This is a genomic window from Tunturiibacter empetritectus, from assembly GCF_014201375.1.
GTDB classification, from domain to species: Bacteria; Acidobacteriota; Terriglobia; order Terriglobales; family Acidobacteriaceae; genus Edaphobacter; species Edaphobacter lichenicola_D.
The window spans coordinates 455,190-473,888 of record NZ_JACHDZ010000004.1; the positions used below are offsets into that span (position 1 = coordinate 455,190).

General features: G+C 58.6%; 9 protein-coding genes. 4 read left to right on the forward strand and 5 right to left on the reverse strand.

The window, feature by feature from the left end; all coding sequences use genetic code 11:
• Positions 1-192 precede the first annotated feature (192 nt).
• From HDF10_RS14030 to HDF10_RS14050, 5 genes are all read right to left on the reverse strand, one after another.
• On the reverse strand, positions 193-1,224 hold the full coding sequence (locus tag HDF10_RS14030; protein WP_183814430.1) for a DUF1338 domain-containing protein: 1,032 nt from the start codon (positions 1,222-1,224) through the stop codon (positions 193-195).
• A 109-nt stretch (positions 1,225-1,333) separates the two neighbouring features.
• Positions 1,334-2,635 carry an amidase gene (locus HDF10_RS14035; protein ID WP_183814432.1) on the reverse strand — a complete coding sequence of 434 codons (1,302 nt, stop codon included), beginning with the start codon at positions 2,633-2,635 and terminating at the stop codon, positions 1,334-1,336.
• Positions 2,636-2,659: 24 nt separating this feature from the next.
• Positions 2,660-3,544 carry a molybdopterin-binding protein gene (locus tag HDF10_RS14040; RefSeq protein ID WP_183814434.1) on the reverse strand — a complete coding sequence of 295 codons (885 nt, stop codon included), beginning with the start codon at positions 3,542-3,544 and terminating at the stop codon, positions 2,660-2,662.
• Between the two features lie 81 nt (positions 3,545-3,625).
• Positions 3,626-6,940: a maltose alpha-D-glucosyltransferase gene (treS, locus tag HDF10_RS14045; protein WP_183814436.1), complete on the reverse strand. Its 3,315-nt coding sequence runs from the start codon at positions 6,938-6,940 to the stop codon at positions 3,626-3,628.
• Between the two features lie 40 nt (positions 6,941-6,980).
• Complete coding sequence (locus HDF10_RS14050; protein ID WP_183814438.1) at positions 6,981-8,999, reverse strand: alpha-1,4-glucan--maltose-1-phosphate maltosyltransferase; 2,019 nt, start codon at positions 8,997-8,999, stop codon at positions 6,981-6,983.
• A 75-nt stretch (positions 9,000-9,074) separates the two neighbouring features.
• Here HDF10_RS14050 and HDF10_RS14055 point away from each other — a divergent pair, with 75 nt between their 5' ends.
• The 4 genes from HDF10_RS14055 to HDF10_RS14070 all read left to right on the forward strand — a co-directional run bounded on the left by HDF10_RS14055 (position 9,075) and on the right by HDF10_RS14070 (position 18,666).
• Positions 9,075-9,233, forward strand: a complete 159-nt coding sequence (locus tag HDF10_RS14055) for a hypothetical protein (RefSeq protein ID WP_183814440.1) — start codon at positions 9,075-9,077, stop codon at positions 9,231-9,233.
• A gap of 224 nt (positions 9,234-9,457) precedes the next feature.
• Positions 9,458-12,736 (forward strand): TonB-dependent receptor, encoded by a 3,279-nt coding sequence (locus HDF10_RS14060; protein WP_183814442.1) that lies wholly within the window; start codon positions 9,458-9,460, stop codon positions 12,734-12,736.
• 114 nt (positions 12,737-12,850) lie between these two features.
• Positions 12,851-15,316 carry a beta-L-arabinofuranosidase domain-containing protein gene (locus HDF10_RS14065; RefSeq protein ID WP_183814444.1) on the forward strand — a complete coding sequence of 822 codons (2,466 nt, stop codon included), beginning with the start codon at positions 12,851-12,853 and terminating at the stop codon, positions 15,314-15,316.
• A 116-nt stretch (positions 15,317-15,432) separates the two neighbouring features.
• Positions 15,433-18,666, forward strand: coding sequence for an alpha-L-rhamnosidase (locus HDF10_RS14070; protein WP_183814446.1), 3,234 nt, complete (start codon positions 15,433-15,435; stop codon positions 18,664-18,666).
• Positions 18,667-18,699 lie beyond the last annotated feature (33 nt).

Below are 18,699 nucleotides of genomic sequence, written 5' to 3' on the forward strand. Positions count from 1 at the left end.
AGGGTTTAACTATACGAGGATCGTGTCCCGCCGGACGGGCCTTCTGCGCGGAGGGCGGTCACTTCGTGACTTGTATACCCCTTCGGTGGGCGCTCCCGTTGGTCGCGAGGGAAGATTATGCCGACCAACGGGAGGATCACGCGAGAGCTTTAAGAAGGCGTGCGAACGCCCGGCCCAGGCGTAGTGGGTACTTCAGGCCTTGCCGGTGGCAGTCATCTTGAAGATGGCTTGTGCGTTGGAGCTGTCGAAGCCAAGGTCGAGCTTCTGTTTGCCGTCTTCTTCCGGCAGTGGAAGTCGCGTGATGAACTCGTAGAAGGAGCCGTTGACCTCTTTGGGGATGAGCGCACCTTCGGCGTTGCGGAAGTTGCGTTGTACCTTGGCGGCCAGGAAGGCAGTCTGTCGGACGCGGCCGGACTGCGAAGTCTCGACGGCGGCCTTCATGGGCTGGCCGAGAGATTTCTGTTCTTCGGCGAGCTGGTCGACGTCGGGGACGCGGTCGGTGGCGTGGTTGAAGGCGTTGCCCTCGGTGCAGATCCAGGCCATCTCGGGGGATTCTGCGAGGAGGATTTCGTAGTCGGCGAGCGTGGGTTCGGTGTGCTGACGCTCGAAGACCGAGGCGAGGATGGGCAGCAGAGTTACAGATTCATCGACGCTGAGGGAGCCGGTGGATTCGAGCTTGTCGAGGAGGGACTTCGCCTGTGGGGTGACGGGGTCCTTTGAAGTTGCGGTGACGCGCTGGACGGCGGCCTGGAACTCGGGCGAGAAGCGCTCGGGATGAAGCTCGCTGAGGAAGAACTGGGCAATCTCTTCGGGGTAGTCAGCCTGGGCGTGGGAGCGGCCGGTCATCTTGAGGCGTTCGAGCGGATAGACGCCGTTGAGCGCGTAGCCTAGCGGGCAGAGGATGCGGGTGATGGCCTCCTGGCCGGCGGGAAGACCGCCCATGCCTTCGAGCGCGACGGTGCGGACGGCGCCGTGGTCGTGGAGGATCTGCCGGCCTTTGCTGAGGGTGTAGTCGGCGTAGGTTTTGGCGGTGGGCACGCGGCGCAGAAGGTCTTCAAAGAGGAGCATGTTGAGTGCCTGCGCGAGGACGGCGCGGGAGACCTGCGGGCCGGGGTCGGCGGCTATCTCGGGATGGATGACCAGCAGATTGAAGAGGTGTTCGGTGCGTTCGGTACCGATGATCTTGTCGAGTGTTGCGCGTAGGACGCCGTTGCTTGTGCTCATTGTTAATTCCTCATGACTGCCGAGCGTGAACGCCCAGCCCTAACATCATCGTCAATGGGAGTGCGTCTGTAAAGCTGACGATTTCTCGGCAAAAAAACACAGACCGTGGCTATCCAGTCAGAGAGGCTGCGAAGGCCAGCAGAGCTGCATCCTGCATAGGTGCGGCGACTAACTGCATGCCGGTGCCGAAGGGTGCGCCGATAGCCTCGCCTGCGAGTGTGACAGCCGGAAGACCTGCGAGGCTGGCTGGTGTGGTGTAGCGCAGGATCGTTTTTCGGATGTGAGATTGGTCTTTGCCTGCGAAGAGTCTGCTGACAGGAGCGCAGGGGATGAGGAGGAGGTCGACCTGTTGGAAGAGCGCGGACATCTGGGAGCGGAATACTTCGAGGCGATGACTAAGGTTGTGGAGTTGGTCGTTGGTGATGGATGCTCCCCAGGCGAGGCGCTCCGCGATGGCGGGCTCGAAGTGTTGAAAGAGGCCGCGATGGAGTTGGGCTGCTTCGCTGGCCTGGATGGTGGTGAAGATCTCCGAGCTGTCGGTCCAGAAGGTGGTGTCGATCGGTGTGAGGGTTGCGCCGTGTTGCAGGAGGTGTTGCTTCCAGGCGGCGAATGCCGAGTGCACCTCCGGTTCGCAATCCTTCGTGAACTCGTCTCCCACATAGCCGATGCGGAGTTGAGTTGGTGCGGGCATCAAGGGAATGTCGTAGATGGCGCTGGCGAGCGCGGGGCCATCGCGGAGATCGCGGAAGAGCAGGCCGAGGGTATCGAAGGATGGTGCGAGATGGGCTGCGCCCGCCCAGAGTTCTTCGCCGCGGCTGACGGCTTGGGAGGCGCGGTAGCCAGCGAGTCCGCAGAGTGCAGCGGGGACGCGGACGGAGCCGCCGGTGTCGGTGCCGATGGCTGCTAGAGCGGACCCCTCTTGTACGCTCGTCGCAGCGCCACTGGAGGAGCCGCCGGTGAGCAGCGTTGAATCGCGCGGCTGGACGCAGTCTCCGTAGTCGGCGTTTTCTCCAGTGATGCCGTAGGCGAGTTGATGGAGGTGGGTTTTCCCTGGGATGATTGCGCCCGCGTCGAGCAGGCGTTGCGCGACCCATGAGTTTTCTGCGGCGACGGGATGGAGTTGCTGGTAGTAGCGGGAGCCACAGCTTGTTGAGGTTCCTGCCAGATCGAAGCAGTCTTTGAGCGAGATTGGAATGCCATACAGAGGAGGACGGCTTTGAGCTTCAACAAAGAGGTTCGGGAGTTGTTCGGCTCGACGGAGCGATTCGGTCGTGGTGAGAGTCAGGTAGGTGTTGTGCGAGGCGTTGCTGTTCGCTCTTCCGGCGGCGGCGCTTGCGATTGTGTGGGGATCGGTTTCAGACGACGCGATTGCGTGGCGCAGGGATGTGAGTGGCGAGTGCGTGTTGGTCATGGTCTGGACCGCCGGGAGAGATGGTCAGTGAGTTGTCGTCGTTGTAGCAAAGGTCTGGAAGTAGGTTTGGAGCGCTTTCGCTGTGGGCTCATCGATCTGGGGATTGGGCATGGTCGATTTCGGGTCGATGGATTTTGGGTTGCGGAGGTAGCGCTCGAAGGTTGAAGGCGATGAGGCCGCGAAGTTGCCTAGTGTCTGCCACGATCTTCCTGCCTTGGTGCCGCCGTAGCTGCCCATATTGTGACAGCGATAACAGTGTTGCTGCGCGATGCGAAAACCGGCAATGACCTGCGGGTTGGACGCGTCTCCTCGGTGTGGTGCGATTGCGCCGTAGACCTGCTGGGCCGTGCCGAACTCCAGCCGCGTGACCTTTGCCGGTATCTTGGGGATCTCCTGAAAGCGGAGGATGCGGAAGGATGGTGTGAAGTCTTGATGGGTGATGAAGTATGTGCCCGGGTCGTCGTTATGCGTCTCGGCTACCCAGGTCTCGACGGGCAGGCCGTTAATCTTCAACGCAAGGATTGGATGGTGGGTCTTCACGTACTCGCGAGGGTATGTTGCGCGATAGCCATCGGAGCAGAGGGCGATCACTAGATTCGCGTCGGGAAGAGCGCCGAGGGAGCCTACCAGCACGTCGAGGTAGACGCCGGTCACGGTTAGTTTTCGCTGAGGGAGTTCGCGGAAGTTGTCGTCTCCGGTGACCGTGACTGTCGTCTGGGGAAGTGTGAGGAGTCGTTCGTAGGAGATGTAGCGGACTGTTCCGGGTGCGACCGTCGCGGCCATGCCGGCGATCTCGAGGTCTGAAGCAGAGCCGCGTTCCGTCAACAGAAAATGTCCGGCTGTGGGGGAGTCGGCCGCTAGTAACGCAAGGCAAGCAGCAAAGACAACGATCAGCTTCACTGGTGGCATGATTCAGACTATCGTGGAATTTCTTTTCGACCGAGCAAAAAAAACAGGTTTTCGCGTGAGGGTAATCTAGCCAACGAATGGTTAGAGCTGTAGCGACAGAATGCCTGCGAGGGGAATTCTGACCCACGCGGGGCGATTGTTGAGCTCATAGAGGAGCTCGTAGAGGGATTTCTCGAGCAGGTAGGCGCTGAGCAGAAGCTGTGCCTGCTTGGCTTTGGGAATGAGCTCGAGATCTTTGGCCATGACGGTTGCGTGATAGGCGCGGAGAAATTCTGTAGAGACGGAGTTCTGCCAGAGGGTGGACCAGGGCTCGAGATATTTTGCGTCGTCGGGACGGCGCTGCGCGAAGGCGTTGTGTGCAGCGTGTGCGGCGTAGCTGAAGGAACGTAGCATCCCGGCTACATCGCGCAGAGGGGATTGCTTGGCGCGGCGTTCGGCGAGAGTGCGCGCGGGTTCGCCTTCGAAGTCGAGGATGACGTAGTCGCTGCGGGAACGAAGGACCTGGCCGAGATGATAGTCGCCGTGAATGCGGATGCGCTGGCCGGCCTGGGTGGGTGTTGCGGAGGCGATGGCGCGGGCGCGGGCGAAGAGCCCGATGCGGCGGCTGAGAACGAGCGCTGCGTTGTCCGCAGTGATCTCGGTAAGGTGCGACATGCCGCGTTTGAGGGCATCGAGTGTGAGAGACAGCTGCGCGTCGATGCGGTCGGCATCGGCGACGAGATCCGCAGTGGTGAAGTCTTCGGCCATGAAGGCGTGGTCGTGAGTGGGTGTGGCGAGTGCCAGGTGCATCTCGGCGGTGCGACGGCCAAGCAGCGCGGCGGCGTCGAGGTAGAGTCCTGCATGCTCGCGGGCCAGGGCGGGTACTTCGTTGTTGGAGAGGAAGGAAGGGGGAGTGCCGAGGTCATGAAGAGCGGGCAGGATGGCGACGCTGTCGTAGTAGTGCGAGAGTTCGTCGAGGGTCCATTGCCAACCGTCGCCTTCGTTTTCGACCAGTCCCTGGAGCATCGCGGTGGTAGTGGGTTCGCCGGTTTTGGAGTGGAGTGTGATGTCGCCTAAAAAGGGAGCGATGCGGGGGAAGTGTGCCGTCTCGGTGAGAAAGCGGCCAATCTCGGTGTCGGGATTTTCACCGGGCTGGAGCCGGCGGAAGAGCTTCAGGATGAGCTTCGCGTCGTAGAGGATGGAGGTGTTGGATTGTTCGGCCGAGCCCGTGCGAGCCGGTAAAGGAACCGCGCCGCGAGCCTCAGCGAATGCGCTGCTGCTGCGTCCATGAAGGCTTCCGTTTCGAGTGGGAAGCTCACCGTTCGTCTCGATGAGGTGAAGGATCGCCTGACGAACGTCTTCGCGTCCCACTGCATCATGGAGGATTGCGGGGCCGTCAGAGGTTGTAACGGTTGCGACGATGCTCGCCGGGTCTGCAGCGCGGATCATCTCGGCAGCCTCGCCTGTGCTGGTGGTAAGGGCGAGTTGATAGACATCGGAGATGTCGTCTTCGTAGGTGAGATGGAGGAGGAGAAGCACTGTGTTGAGATCGGAGAGCATCACGGAGTCGAGAACTTCGACCGCTTTGATGGTCCGTGATTTGGCTCCAAACCAGCGTTGATGCGGAAGGTAAGTGGTGAGCAGCCGTTCGAGGAGAGCTAATCCGTCTCCGGTCAGAACACCTTCGACGCCGCGGCTGAGCAGGTTGACGACAGGCTCGTCAACGGGCACCTCTACCGGCTCAGGCGCTGTGGGCGCGGATTGGAGTTCGAACCAGAGAAAGGAGTATGGCGAGAGAGTCAGCGGGTACGGCTGCGTGGTGATGGTCGGGAAGTTGACGTATCCCAGCATCTCGACGGGAACCATGCCTGAGAACTTCGACAGGTCGAGCGAGACGGGTTGCGAGAAGCGTGAGAGGTTGGCTACGCAAAGAACGGTCTCGCAGTTGCCGTTCTCTTCGTATTGGCGAATGTAGGCGAGGATCTTTCGGTTCTCTGGATTGAGAAACTCCTGCGTGCCGCGCCCGAAGACGTGGAAGAGTTTGCGCAGGGCGATCATGTTGCGCGTCCAGTGCAGCAGAGACGATTGATCCGACTGCTGCGCCTCGACGTTGATGGATTGATAGCCCCAGATGGGGTCGGTGATGACTGGAAAATAAAGGCGCGCGGGGATCGACGTAGAGAAGCCTGCGTTGCGGTCAGAGTTCCACTGCATGGGCGTGCGGACACCGTTGCGATCGCCCAGATAGATGTTGTCGCCCATGCCGATCTCGTCGCCGTAGTAGAGGATGGGTGTGCCGGGAAAGCTGAGGAGAAGCGAGTTGAGCAGCTCGATGCGGCGGCGATTGTTATCGACCAGCGGCGCGAGGCGGCGGCGGATGCCAACGTTGATGCGCATGCGCGGGTCGGCGGAGTAAGCGAAGTACATGTAGTCGCGCTCGTCGTCGGTGACCATCTCGAGGGTAAGCTCGTCGTGGTTGCGCAGGAAGAGTCCCCACTGGCAGTTGTCGGGGATGGCGGGGGTCTGTGCCATAATGTCCGTGATGGGGAGGCGGTCTTCCTGGCGCAGGGCCATGTAGATGCGCGGCATCAGCGGGAAGTGAAAGGCCATATTGCACTCGTCGCCGTCGCCGAAGTAGGGGCGAACGTCTGCGGGCCACATGTTGGCTTCGGCGAGCACCAGGCGATTTTCATACTCGGCGTCGATCACCGCGCGAATCTGCTTGATCTTGACGTGTGTCTCGGGCACGTTCTCGCAGCTTGTGCCGTCGCGCTCGATCAGATAAGGAATCGCGTCCAGACGCAAGCCGTCCACGCCCATATCCAGCCAGAACCGCATCGCCGTGAGAACCTCCTCCATCACGCGCGGGTTATCGAAGTTCAGGTCGGGTTGATGAGAGAAGAAGCGGTGCCAGTAGTATTGCTGCGCGACGTCATCCCATGTCCAGTTGGATTTTTCTGTGTCGGTGAAGATGATGCGGACGCCCTCGAAGAGCTTGTCGGTGTCGCTCCAGACGTACATATCGCGCTCGGGCGAGCCTTTGGACGCTAAGCGTGCTGCTTTGAACCAGGGATGTTGATCGCTGGTGTGATTGATTACCAGCTCAATCATCACCTGCATGTTGCGCAGGTGGGCGGCGTCGAGAAACCGTTTAAAGTCGTTGATGGTTCCGTAGCTAGGATTGACGTCGACGTAGTTTGCGATGTCGTATCCGTCGTCGCGCAGGGGGGAGGGGAAGAATGGAAGCAGCCACAGACATGTGACGCCCAGATCCTGAAGGTAGTCGAGCTTCGACATAAGGCCGGGAAAGTCGCCGATGCCGTCAGCATTCGAGTCCATGAAGGCTCGAATGTGAATCTCGTAGATGATCGCGTCCTTGTACCAAAGCGGATCGGTGGCGCTGCCGGCTTTTTTCACTAGAGTCCTCGTGCTGGAAGCTGTCTTTCGAATGGAGCGCTTAGGGAGTAGTTGGGGTTTCGACGTTCGGTTTGCGGAGCAGACGGAAGATGTGCGCGGGCATCACGTCCGGGCGCAGGGCGACATAGTTACTGCGATCATGCCATTGGTAGTGGGTGCCGGTGAGCAGATCTTCGATGTCAAAGGTTTCGTTGTGCGGGATGGCCAGCTCCTTGAGGTCGAGATCGATCCATCCCGCCTGCTCCTGAGTCGGATCGAGATTGATGGCGACAAGAATTTGGTTCTGCCCACTCCATTTGCTGTAGCAGAGGATGCTTGAGTTATCGACGTTGTGGAAGTGGAGCGATCCGTCGCTTTGGAGCGCGGGGTTGTCGCGGCGAATCTGATTGAGGCGTGTGATCAGCGGCGCGATGCTGTGGCTTGCGCTGCGGTCCCATTGGCGAATTTGGTATTTCTCGCTGTTGAGATACTCTTCGCTGCCGGGTTTGGCGGGGACATTTTCGCCAAGTTCATAGGCAGGGCCGTAGATGCCGTAGTTTGCGCCGAGTGTCGCTGCGAGGATGACGCGCTGCATGAAGGCTGGGCGGCCACCGTTTTGCAGTGTGGCGTGCAGGATGTCGGGCGTGTTGGGCCAAAGGTTCGGATGAAAGAAGTCCGTCACGGGGGGCTTGGTGATCTCTTCGAAGTACACCCGTAGTTCGTCTCTCGTGTTGCGCCAGGTGAAGTAGGTGTAGGACTGGCTGAAGCCTGCCTTGGCCAACGAGTACATTACGTGTGGGCGCGTGAAGGCCTCGGCCAGAAAGATCACATCGGGATACTTTTTATGGATCTCTCCAATGCACCACTCCCAGAAAGGAAGAGCTTTTGTGTGGGGGTTGTCGACACGAAAGATTTTGACATCGCGAAGGATCCAATAGGTGAAGACATCGCGCAGAGCCTCCCAGAGCCCACGCCAATCGGGCGATTCGAAGTTGAGGGGGTAGATGTCCTGATACTTCTTCGGAGGATTTTCCGCATATTGGATGGAGCCGTCGGGGCGAATGTTAAACCAGTCGGGATGCTCGGCGACCCAAGGATGATCGGGAGAACACTGGAAGGCGATGTCGAGAGCCAGCTCCATGCCGTGTTCGCGCGCGGCGGCGACCAGAGCGTCGAAGTCTCGAAGAGTGCCGAGGGGGGCGTGAATGGATTTGTGGCCGCCCTCTTTTGCGCCGATGGCCCAAGGACTTCCTGGGTCGTCTTCGGTCGAGGTGACGCTGTTGTTCGGGCCTTTGCGAAACGCTTTGCCGATGGGATGAATCGGCGGAAGATAGAGCACATCGAAGCCCATCGCGGCGATGGTGGGCAGAAGTGCCTGCACGTCGGCGAAGGTTCCGTGTCGCGCCGGGTCAGGCGAGGTGGACCGGGGAAAGAGCTCGTACCAGGTGGAGTAGCGGGCTCGTTCGCGGTCGACCCACAGGTGCAGCTCCTGAGGGTAGCGCGTCGCCAGGGTGAGATCGGGATACTGCGCCACCAGGGCGACGATCTCGTCCGTCAACGGATAGTCGTAGGTATCCGACTTCGCCTTCGCCAGTTTGGGCAGACGCGCAGCCTGGTCGGCTAAACGTTTGCTGTCGGGCCCTTTGGCGCGTACTGCGGCCTGCTCCAACAGGAGAGCACCGGAGCGCAAGGCGAGCGGAATATCCTGTGGTTCGGCCGAAGGACTCACGCCAGGCTGACCGGGTTGTGCTGCCAGCCGTTTTCGCAGATCTGCGGACCAGGTGTCGAAGTGGTCAACCCATGCCTCGAGGGTGTAGACCCAGTCCCCGAGCGCATCAGCGCTGAAGCTGGCCGACCAGAGGTCGTTGGTCAGCGGGGAGAGCGGCGTCGATCGCCAATCCTTCTCGTTCGAGTGACGATAGAGCAAACGTCCTGTGACATGGTCGTGGCCATCGCCAAAGACTGCTGCGGTTACTGTTACGGAGTCGCCCAGAACTCGCTTGGCTGGATAACGTCCACAATCGACTTGTGGTTTGACGTCTTCAATAATGACTCGCTTACGGCCTTCAAGAGGTTTCATATCGCTCAGATCTTCACACTGCTTTCGTACCTATAGTAGTCCGACAGGCTGCGCCAAAATGCGCTATCGGGAGGAATGTGGACTCCTCCTAAGAAGATGCAGCCGGAGCCGCATATGTTTGCTGGAGTTGGGGAACGAGGGTACATCGCGGAGAGGTTCAGCCGGGCGAAGCTGGCCGGAGCCAAACTCGGGTTCCCGGTGGATGTTGCCTCCACATCCCTCGCTCGAAGCTAATTTCCCGGTTGAAATTCTGGCAACATTCAGCAGCGAGGTAACAGAATCCGTGCCGCAGTTTAGGGCGGATTTTCTTGAGGGAGAGGCTGTTTTTACTGGCACATAACTAGGCACGAGTCAGTGCTCGATTGCGAGGAAATTTTCCAATTGAAATAATTTTCCCCTTGACAATCGATTATCGCCTCTGTTCGACTTGCGGGCGTTACAGGGAGGCGGAATCTCGCATGGCACACTTAACCAAAACCAACGCTCCTTCAGAGCCGATTGATAACGGCAGAACCAATCGCAAGTCCTCGGCTCGGCCAAGTGGCCTTCTCAAGACCAGACTTTCCCAGGCCCTCCAGGCCATGCTTGTAGTGCTGTTCGTCGCAGGCTTTGGTCCGCAGAGGGCAATGCTCGCCCAGACCGATCTCGGCTTCATCTCAGGCACAGTTCGCGACAGCGCTGATGCCGTAGTTCCCAACTGTCAGATTGAGATCAAGAACGCGAGAACGGCCACAACGCGTTCGGTCACGACGGATCAAAACGGCTACTTCAACGCTCCTTCGCTCACGGTTGGGCCCTACACGGTCTCGGCTACGGCGGCGGGGTTCAAACACCTGGTGACGACCGTAGATGTAACCACGAATGGTGCAACCGCCAACCTGCAACTCTCGGTCGGCAATGTGCAGCAGGAGGTGACGGTGACCTCCGAGTCCGGCTCGGTGAGTCTGCAGACGGACAATCACGAGCTGGTGACGACGGTTTCGCCGACACAGCTGGTCAATCTGCCGAACAATAGCCGGAGCATCCTGAACATTGCAACGCTTGGGCCTTCGTCGCAACAAGGAACCGATGTCGGCGTTGATGGGGGAGATGAGGGGTTCTACGGACAGACGGCGAACTCGGTTATCATCTCGGGACTTGGCAATGCACACACAGCATTTCTTCAGGACGGCGTGGACAATACGAACCTGCTGACGCAGACGGTGAATATCCTGTCGTCGGTCGAAGCGAGTCAGGAGGTCACGACGATCCTGAACGGCGCCCCCGCGCGTTTCAGCCAGCCGTCGATCATCAACGTCATCACGAAGAGCGGCTCGAACCAGATTCACGGAACGGCATACGACTTTCTCCAGAACGATGACTTCGATGCTAAGAACTGGTTCGCCACCATCAAGCCTGCGAAGCGCTATAACCAGTTTGGAGGCAATATTGGTGCTCCACTCTGGAAGAACAAGTTGTTCGCCTTCTTTGACTACTCGGGACTGCGCAGTCACACGGCGAACGTCGTCCGCGACCGAGTTCCAACGGATGCAGAGCGCAACGGCGACTTCTCTGCGGACGGACTCACACTCTACGATCCTTCAACCTATGATCCCACGACAGGAACGAGCCAGCCGTTCGCGAACAACAAGCTCACTTCGATCAGCCCCTTCGCCCAGCAGTGGCTGAAGAATTATCCTGAGCCCAACACGACGCTCGATGCGAACAACGTCAACTACGTAGGGAACCTGCCTGCGATCAGTAACTACGATGAGTATTTGGGGCGCGTCGACTTCAACATCTCACCACGTGACCTGCTGTTTGGCACCGTGGCGCGGCTCGAGAGCAAGGCCGGCAATGACAGCATCACACCCGGACTTTTTGGCATCTTCATCGCATTGAAGGGAACGAACATCTCGGCCGCTGAGACGCACGTCTTCAACGCGAATGTTGTAAACGTCTTCAAGATCGGCTACAACCGCAGTAATCTCTTCCGCACGCAGTTGGGCGAGGGGGCGTTGAACTATGCAGCACAGTATGGTCTGGCGAATGTCAATCCTCAGCCCTCCCAGTGGACGCCGCCTGCCATCAATCTGAACAACTACACCTCGCTCGGAGACCCGTACTCGCCCCAGGGCGCAATTCAAAATCGCTTCCAGTACACCGACGAAGTGAGCTGGAAACTAGGCAACCATACCTTTGTCTTCGGTGGCGATTACGTCAGGACGCAGTTTGATGGCAACTGGGTCGTCGGTAACAATGGCATCTACAACTTCGACGGTAGTTCGACCTCGGCTTACGTTGGCGGAAAGCGCAGCACGACCGATCAGGGCAACTCGTTGGCCGATCTAGAACTTGGATTTCCTCGAACTGCTAATGCTGCCAACGGCGTAACCGTGGGCGCGTTTCGTGGCACGAATGTCTCAGGCTATGTGCAGGACGACTGGAAGGTGCTGCCTCGGCTGACCTTCAACATCGGTCTGCGTTATGACTTCGACAATCCGCCGAACGATAAGAATGGCCACGGCGGACAGTTCGATGTCGCCTCCAATCGCGTCATTCCCGGCACCTGGAAGACGAACTACAACGACTGGGCGCCGCGATTTGGTTTCTCCTATCAGGCAAACGACCGTACCGTCGTGCGTGGTGGTTATGGAATCTACTACGCGCCAATCCTTTACAACAATCTGCAATTTGAGTTGCTGTACTCTCCGAACTTCGTGAATCAGTCTTACTCTTTCAACGTAGCGGCGCCTGTGGATATCCAAAACCTCTTTGTTCCTAATCCATCGCTGGTCGGACAGCAGAACTACACCCTGACGAAGACTTTGAAAGACACGTCGGTACAGGACTGGAATCTCAATATCGAACGATCACTCAGCAACAACACTCTGTTGACGATCGGCTATATCGGGAATGTGACTCGTCACCAGTCCGCGCGTGCCGATCTCAATCAGCCGTTCGGATTGACTCCCGGAAACACGAGCGGCATCCTCGACCTGAGACCGAATACGAACGTCGGAACCACCGACGGTCAGCTCAACGCGGTCTCGGCCAACTACAACGCCCTGGCTATCAAGGTGGAGAGAACTTATACGAACGGACTGCAGTTCTTGGGAGCTTATACCTACTCGAAGGCGATGGATATTCTGGATGGCGATAACGCCGACATTCAAAATCTCTATAACCCCGGGCTCACCTACGGACCAGCCGGCTTCGACCGTACTCAAAATCTCATCATCAGTGCGGTGTATGAGTTGCCCTTCGGTCCCGGAAAGAAGTTCCTGAACTCAAACAACCTGCTCAATCGCGAGATTATTGGCGGCTGGCAGCTCTCCGGAGTTCAGCAGTTCGCGACCGGCCAGCCGATCCAGGTCACAGCCAATAACAATGCTGATACCAGTTCGGTGCATAGCGTCTACGCAAACAGGATCTGCACTGGAAATCCGCTTTCAGGGCATCCGCGGCTCCAGTTCTTTGATCCGTCCTGCTATGTGCAGCCCGCCACCGGCCAGTATGGAACGGCCAGAAGCGGACCGCGTCAGCCCGGCATCGACACGACGAACCTGAGCCTTCAGAAGGCGTTTGCGATCACCGAGCGGCAGCAACTCCAGTTCCGCGCGGAAGCGTTCAGTGTTTTCAACCACCCCAACTTCTCCACCGGTAGTACCAGCATCACCAACCCCGCTGCTGGGCTGCTTACTCAGGAGACTGTCGGTCAGCGAGTGCTGCAACTCGCTTTGCGTTATGCGTTTTAGCAATTGAACCAATCAACCAGAGGGGGCGACGGTTTCCGCTTCGCCCCTCACAGCTTAGGATTGCTCGACGAAAACCTACTTTCTTTAGGGGAAGCGGGACACGGGAGACTGGTGATGGCGGTAACACGACGTAAGTTTCTGTTGAACTCAACCTATGCCAGCGCAGGGTTTGCCGTCATAGGAGCGATGAAACCGATCGCGCTGCTTTCGCAGACCAGCGAGAAGGAGATGGCGCCTTACCTGACTGGAATCAGAATGGCCGCGACGCCCGCCACCAACTATCGCGCCTATCGTTCGAAGGTGGTGGAGACGCCCGATGTAACGACCTGGGTTCAGGTGGATCTGAAGAAGAGTGTCTTAATCTCTGCGATTCAGTTATTCCCTGCTTCGGAGCGAATGTATCCGGGCCGCGACCAGTACTACGGGGGCGAAGGATTTCCTCTGCGATTCCGGTTGGAGGCCTCTGACGATGCGAACTTCGGCAAAGTTGAGACCATTGCGGACTTCACGCAGTCGGACTTTCCGGATCTGAAAGACAACATTACGCAGTATGCGGCGCACGATGTTCATGGCCGCTACGTGCGGTTAACGGCGACGCGGCTTCGGGTGGTCAAGGCGTCTCCTACCGATAGCACCCCGCTCGGCAAAGAGCCGCAGGACAGTCCCGACTACACGCTGATGGTTGCGAAGATGGCTGTCATCTCGGGCGGACACGACGTTGCTGTGGGCTGCAAAGTGACTGCAGATGAGAAGTATGGAAATAGCGAGCTTCTTTCGCAGCTGACGCGGCCGCCCCGGCAGGATGGGGAAGGGATTCGTGTCGACAATCCCCACGCCGTGACGGACGCGGCAACCTGGAAGCCGGCAAAGTACAAAGCCGAAGCGCCGAAGACAGGAGTGACTCTGGATGGCGGCGTCTTTCAAGAGGCGATGCAAAACAACATTCAGTATCTGCTGAACTCGTACACGACGGACGATCTTCTGCGGCAGTTCTACGAGCGGACCGGGAAGATCAAGAACTTCAAGCCGACCGGATCCCAGGTCTTCTGGGAGGAGGATCTTGCTGGCTCGAATGCTGGACGCTTCCTGATGGGTGCGGGCAACACGATACGCTGGATCGACGATCCCGAGCTGCGTCGCCGGCTGAACGTTGTGGTCGATGGGATTGAAGAGTGTCGACAGTCGAACGGATACATCATGGCGTATCCCGAAGACACAATCTTTTACTCGGAGCGCGCCGCCTACACCCGTGCTTGGCTTACACACGGATTGCTCGAAGCTGCTTACGGTGGAAATCCAAAAGCTCTGCCGATGCTGCGCGGATACTATGACTGGTTCAATCAGCAATCATTCCTTCCGGATATGCTGCGTGGCGCGATTCAAGGTGGACAGGGCATGGTCGCGAATACGCGCATGTGCACCAGCCCAATGGGGAAGCCGGCGGATGCACAGGTGATTCAGCGCTACTACCAGGAGGACGGCTGGCTGGAAGGTCTGGCGAAGCAGGAGAAAGAGCAGGTGTGGCAGTACCCGTACGACCGCCCGCACTGCTATCTGTTGACCAACCTCGAAGCGTATCTGGATATGTATCTCGCTACCGGAGACGTGCGGTATCGCGATGCGGTTCTTGGATCATGGGAGCTCTATCGCGCCCACTGGCAGCAGGCCGGCGGAAGCATTTCGATCATCGAGTTTGAGAAGGATCCGCCGAACAGCAACTACCTCCATCAAAAGCTGGGCGAGCTATGCGGCAGCAGCTTCTGGGTCTTCTTGAGCCAGCGCTTTCAACTGCTCAATCCTGATGAGGAGCGCTATGCCACCGAGATCGAGAAGTCGATCTACAACGTTGGCATGGCGAACCAGGATGGCGGCGTCGGCCTGCGTTATCACACCGTCATGGAAGGCAAGAAAGAGAAGTCCACTCACGAGAACACGTGTTGCGAAGGCCAGGGGACCAGGCTGCTTGGGACTCTTCCGGAGCACATCTACTCCATCGCGCCGGATGGAATCTATGTGAACCTCTACGAGCCTTCTACGATTCGTTGGCAGCAGGCGGGTCAGCCGATGGAGTTGAAGCTGAAGACTCGCTTCCCCTACGACACGCATGTGAGCGGCGCGGTGAAGGTCTCCGCTCCGACACAAGCTAATCTGCGGATTCGAGTTCCTTCCTGGGCGGCGAAGGAGATGACGGTTTCGGTGAACGGTAAGGTTGCGGGCTCCGGTAAGCCGGGCACTTACCTTGCAATCGATCGTCAGTGGAGCGATGGGGACGTCATCGAGTTTGTGCTTCCCGCAGAGATTCGAGTACGCCGCTACAAGGGGGACGACCAGATTGCAGGCAAGAAGAGATACTCCGTGGAGTACGGTCCAATCCTACTGGCCGCCGTCGGCTCTCAGACCGCGAGCCTCACTGTGGACAAGGGCAAGGAAGCCGAGCATCTCGCCAATCATCTGGAGCCAGTTGATGGTTCACCGCTGCACTTCACTATCCGAGGCAACGACGGTCAAAAGTTTGTGCCGTACTGGAAGATCTCGGAAGAGGAGTTCACTTGCTACCCGCAGGTAACCGCGATGGCTTGATGAATCTGGATAGGCTGCTGTAGGGTGTCAGTCTGTCCTTGTTTCAAGAGACGATGTTTAAGTCGATGTTCTCAACTCTGGCACGCAGTCCCTTTGGTGTCCTGGATAGCCAACTCATGAAAAATCCGCGCCTCGCAATCTTCCCGTTCGCCTCCGTGGCGCAGCGTGTTTCGTCCCTGGCCCTGGCCTTCTCTCTCTGCGCTTCGGGGGCGTCTGCTGCGCCGGTGCATCTTCGTGTCGATCAGCGGATCGATCCGCTTGGCATCGATTCAACACGCCCAACACTGTCGTGGCAGAGTGATGCGACCACACGCAACTGGAGCCAATCGGCGTATCGAATCCTTGTTGCCAGCTCGCCTAATGCATTGCGTGATGGGTACGCAGATGTGTGGGACAGCGGAAAGCAGATGTCCTCGGAATCGGTGAATGTGGCGTATGCCGGACCTGCGTTGACGTCTCACCAACGTTGCTACTGGGCAGTTCAGACCTGGGATGCGCAGGGAAAAGAGGGACGATCTTCAGAGGTCGCATGGTGGGAGATGGGTCTGCTGCAACCCTCCGACTGGAAGGCCCAGTGGATTCGGCGCGACAACCGTGAAGAGGCAGAGGTGTTGAAGGCGGTCTCGTGGATCTGGCTCCCTGAAGGCGACTCCGAGCGCGTCCCACAGGGAACCGAGGCGGAGTTTCGTTACAACCTGCATCTCGACAAACTTCCGAGCTCGGCCAGTCTTCACATTCTGGCCGGCGGCATCTTCACCACGCAGGTCAACGGCACCGTCACAGGACATAAGGATCAATGGGGAGCGTTCGACCGCGAAGATATTCGCGACCAACTTCGCGTTGGCGACAATCAGATCGTCGTCCACGTGGAGACCCCAAGATCGAATGAATCGAATAGAACCTTTCGCGCTGCTTTCGCTGCTGCTCTAAAGCTCACCGACGATGCGGGCAAAACGAAGTGGATTGAAAGTGACGACGCGTGGCAAGCTCGGTCGATCAAGACAGCTGAAGCGAAGGAGTGGTCCCCTGCGAAGAAGCTGGGTGCGTTTGCAGATCTTAACTTCGGCGTCGGCACAGACCGCGAATCGCGTGGACAGAATCCCGCTGTGATCGAGTCGAGCACCGCGCTACTCCGAAAGCAGTTCACGCCGACTCGCAAGGTGGTATCAGCTCGGCTTTATATAACAGCGCTTGGCAGTTACCAGAGCTATTTGAACGGTAAGGAAGTGAGCAAATTCCGGCTCACGCCAGGATTTACGGACTACCGCAAGCGCGTTCTGTACCAGACCTACGATGTCACCTCCCTGCTCGTCCCAGGACGCAACACAATCGCGGCAATCCTCGGAGCAGGCTGGCACGGCAGTCCGCTCTTGTGGTCGGGCTCGCGTCTGTTTCCCGGGCCGGATCGTCTGCGCGCCCAGCTTGAGTTGACCTTCGCTGACGGCACTCATCAGATCATTGTGACGGACTCCAGCTGGGAGACAGCCGCGTCGCCGATTTTCTCTTCGGAGATCTATGGTGGAGAAGCTTACGACGCCAGGCTTGAAGTCCCGGGATGGAATACGTCCACGTCTAACTCCGTAAATTGGTCGCCGGTGGTTGTTGATGATGCGAACACCGCCCTTATTGTTACCGCTCAGCCAGACACACCCGTGCAACCTGCACAGACGGTCGCGCCAGTCGCCGTAAACATGGTCGGCTCCGGCAACGCACAGGACGCGGTCTTCGACATGGGACAGAATATGGTCGGCGTGGCGCGCCTGCGTGTGCACGGGCCGCGGGGAACAACTGTGAAGCTCCGCTTTGCGGAACGGCTCAATCCCGACGGCACGGTTTACACCGAAAACCTGCGCGACGCTGATGCAACGGACTCCTACACCCTCAGCGGCCACGGAGAGGAAGAGTGGACTCCGGCCTTTACCTTTCATGGTTTTCGATATGTGCAGGTGTCGGGCTATGGCGGCAACCCTCCCCTGTCGGCGCTGCAGGGTCAGGTGCTCAATAGCCTTCCCGCTTCCCCGGCGATTCGTTTTGAGAGCTCCAGCACTCTTCTGAACAAGATGAGTGAGCTTGGGCTTTGGGGACAGCGCGGCAACTTTGTCTCCATTCCCACCGACTGTCCGCAGCGTGACGAGCGCATGGGATGGATGGGCGACGCCGGCGCATTCTGGCGCACAGGTACGTACAACTTCGACATCGACGCGTTCTCCCACAAGTTCATGCTCGATGTCACCGACGCGCAAAGTCCCGACGGCGCTTTCTCCAACATCTCGCCGAATCTTTTGCAGGGGAGGGACGGCCATCCCGGCGCTCCCGGCTGGGGCGATGCGGGCGTGCTCGTTCCGTACGCGACCTGGCTGCAATATGGCGACGCTGCGGTGATCGAGCAGAGCTGGCCGAACATGGAACGGTGGATGGACTTCATCCTGCGCACAAACCCGAACTACCTTCGCGAGAAGGATCTGGGAGCGAACTACGCAGACTGGCTTGCACCCGACCCGCATACTCCCGCTGATCTCGTCGCGACGGCCTATTGGGTGATCATCGCGCGCCAGATGCAGACGATGGCCGCCGCACTTGGTCGCACCGCAGACGCGGAGAAGTACGCGACGCTGATATCTCGCATACAGGCTGCGTATCAGCAGAAGTACGTGCACTCCGACGGCTCGGTCGCAGGCGACACCCAGACATCGTATGTGTTGACGCTCTACACAGGGCTCGCTCCAAAGGAACTTGAGAAGCCGATGACCGACCGTCTGGTGCGCGACATTCAGGCGCAGCAGACTCACCTGACGACGGGCTTCCTCGGCACGCCGTTCCTGCTCTCTGTGCTCGAGGCGCAAGGCCGCTCTGACGTAGCGTACAACCTGCTCCTGACCTCGACCTATCCCTCCTGGGGATACATGGTCGACAAGGGTGCAACGACGTGGTGGGAGCGCTGGAACGGAGACACCGGCGACCCATCCATGAACTCCTATAACCACTATGCGTTCGGCTCCGTCATGGCATGGGTCTTTCGGCGCGTGGGTGGTATCGACGCAGATCCTGCGAACCCCGGATTCCATCATGTTCTCGTCAGCCCGCATGTGGAGCAGGGTCTGTCGCACATGCATACCGAGTACGATTCTGTGTACGGAACGATCGTGACGGACTGGACGAAGAAGCCGGACGGCCAGCTTCAGTTGACCGTCAAGATACCCGCGAACACCACGGCTACCGTCTTTCTCCCTGCGACACCGACGGGCGTCGCCAAGCAGGACGGAGAACGTATCACGACTCCCTATAAAGAAGGATCAATAGTCCGTGAGATCGGTTCAGGGAGTTACAACTTTTCGGTTGATAGCAACTAAGACGGGAGTGGAAGGAAACGCGGGAGCCGTGTT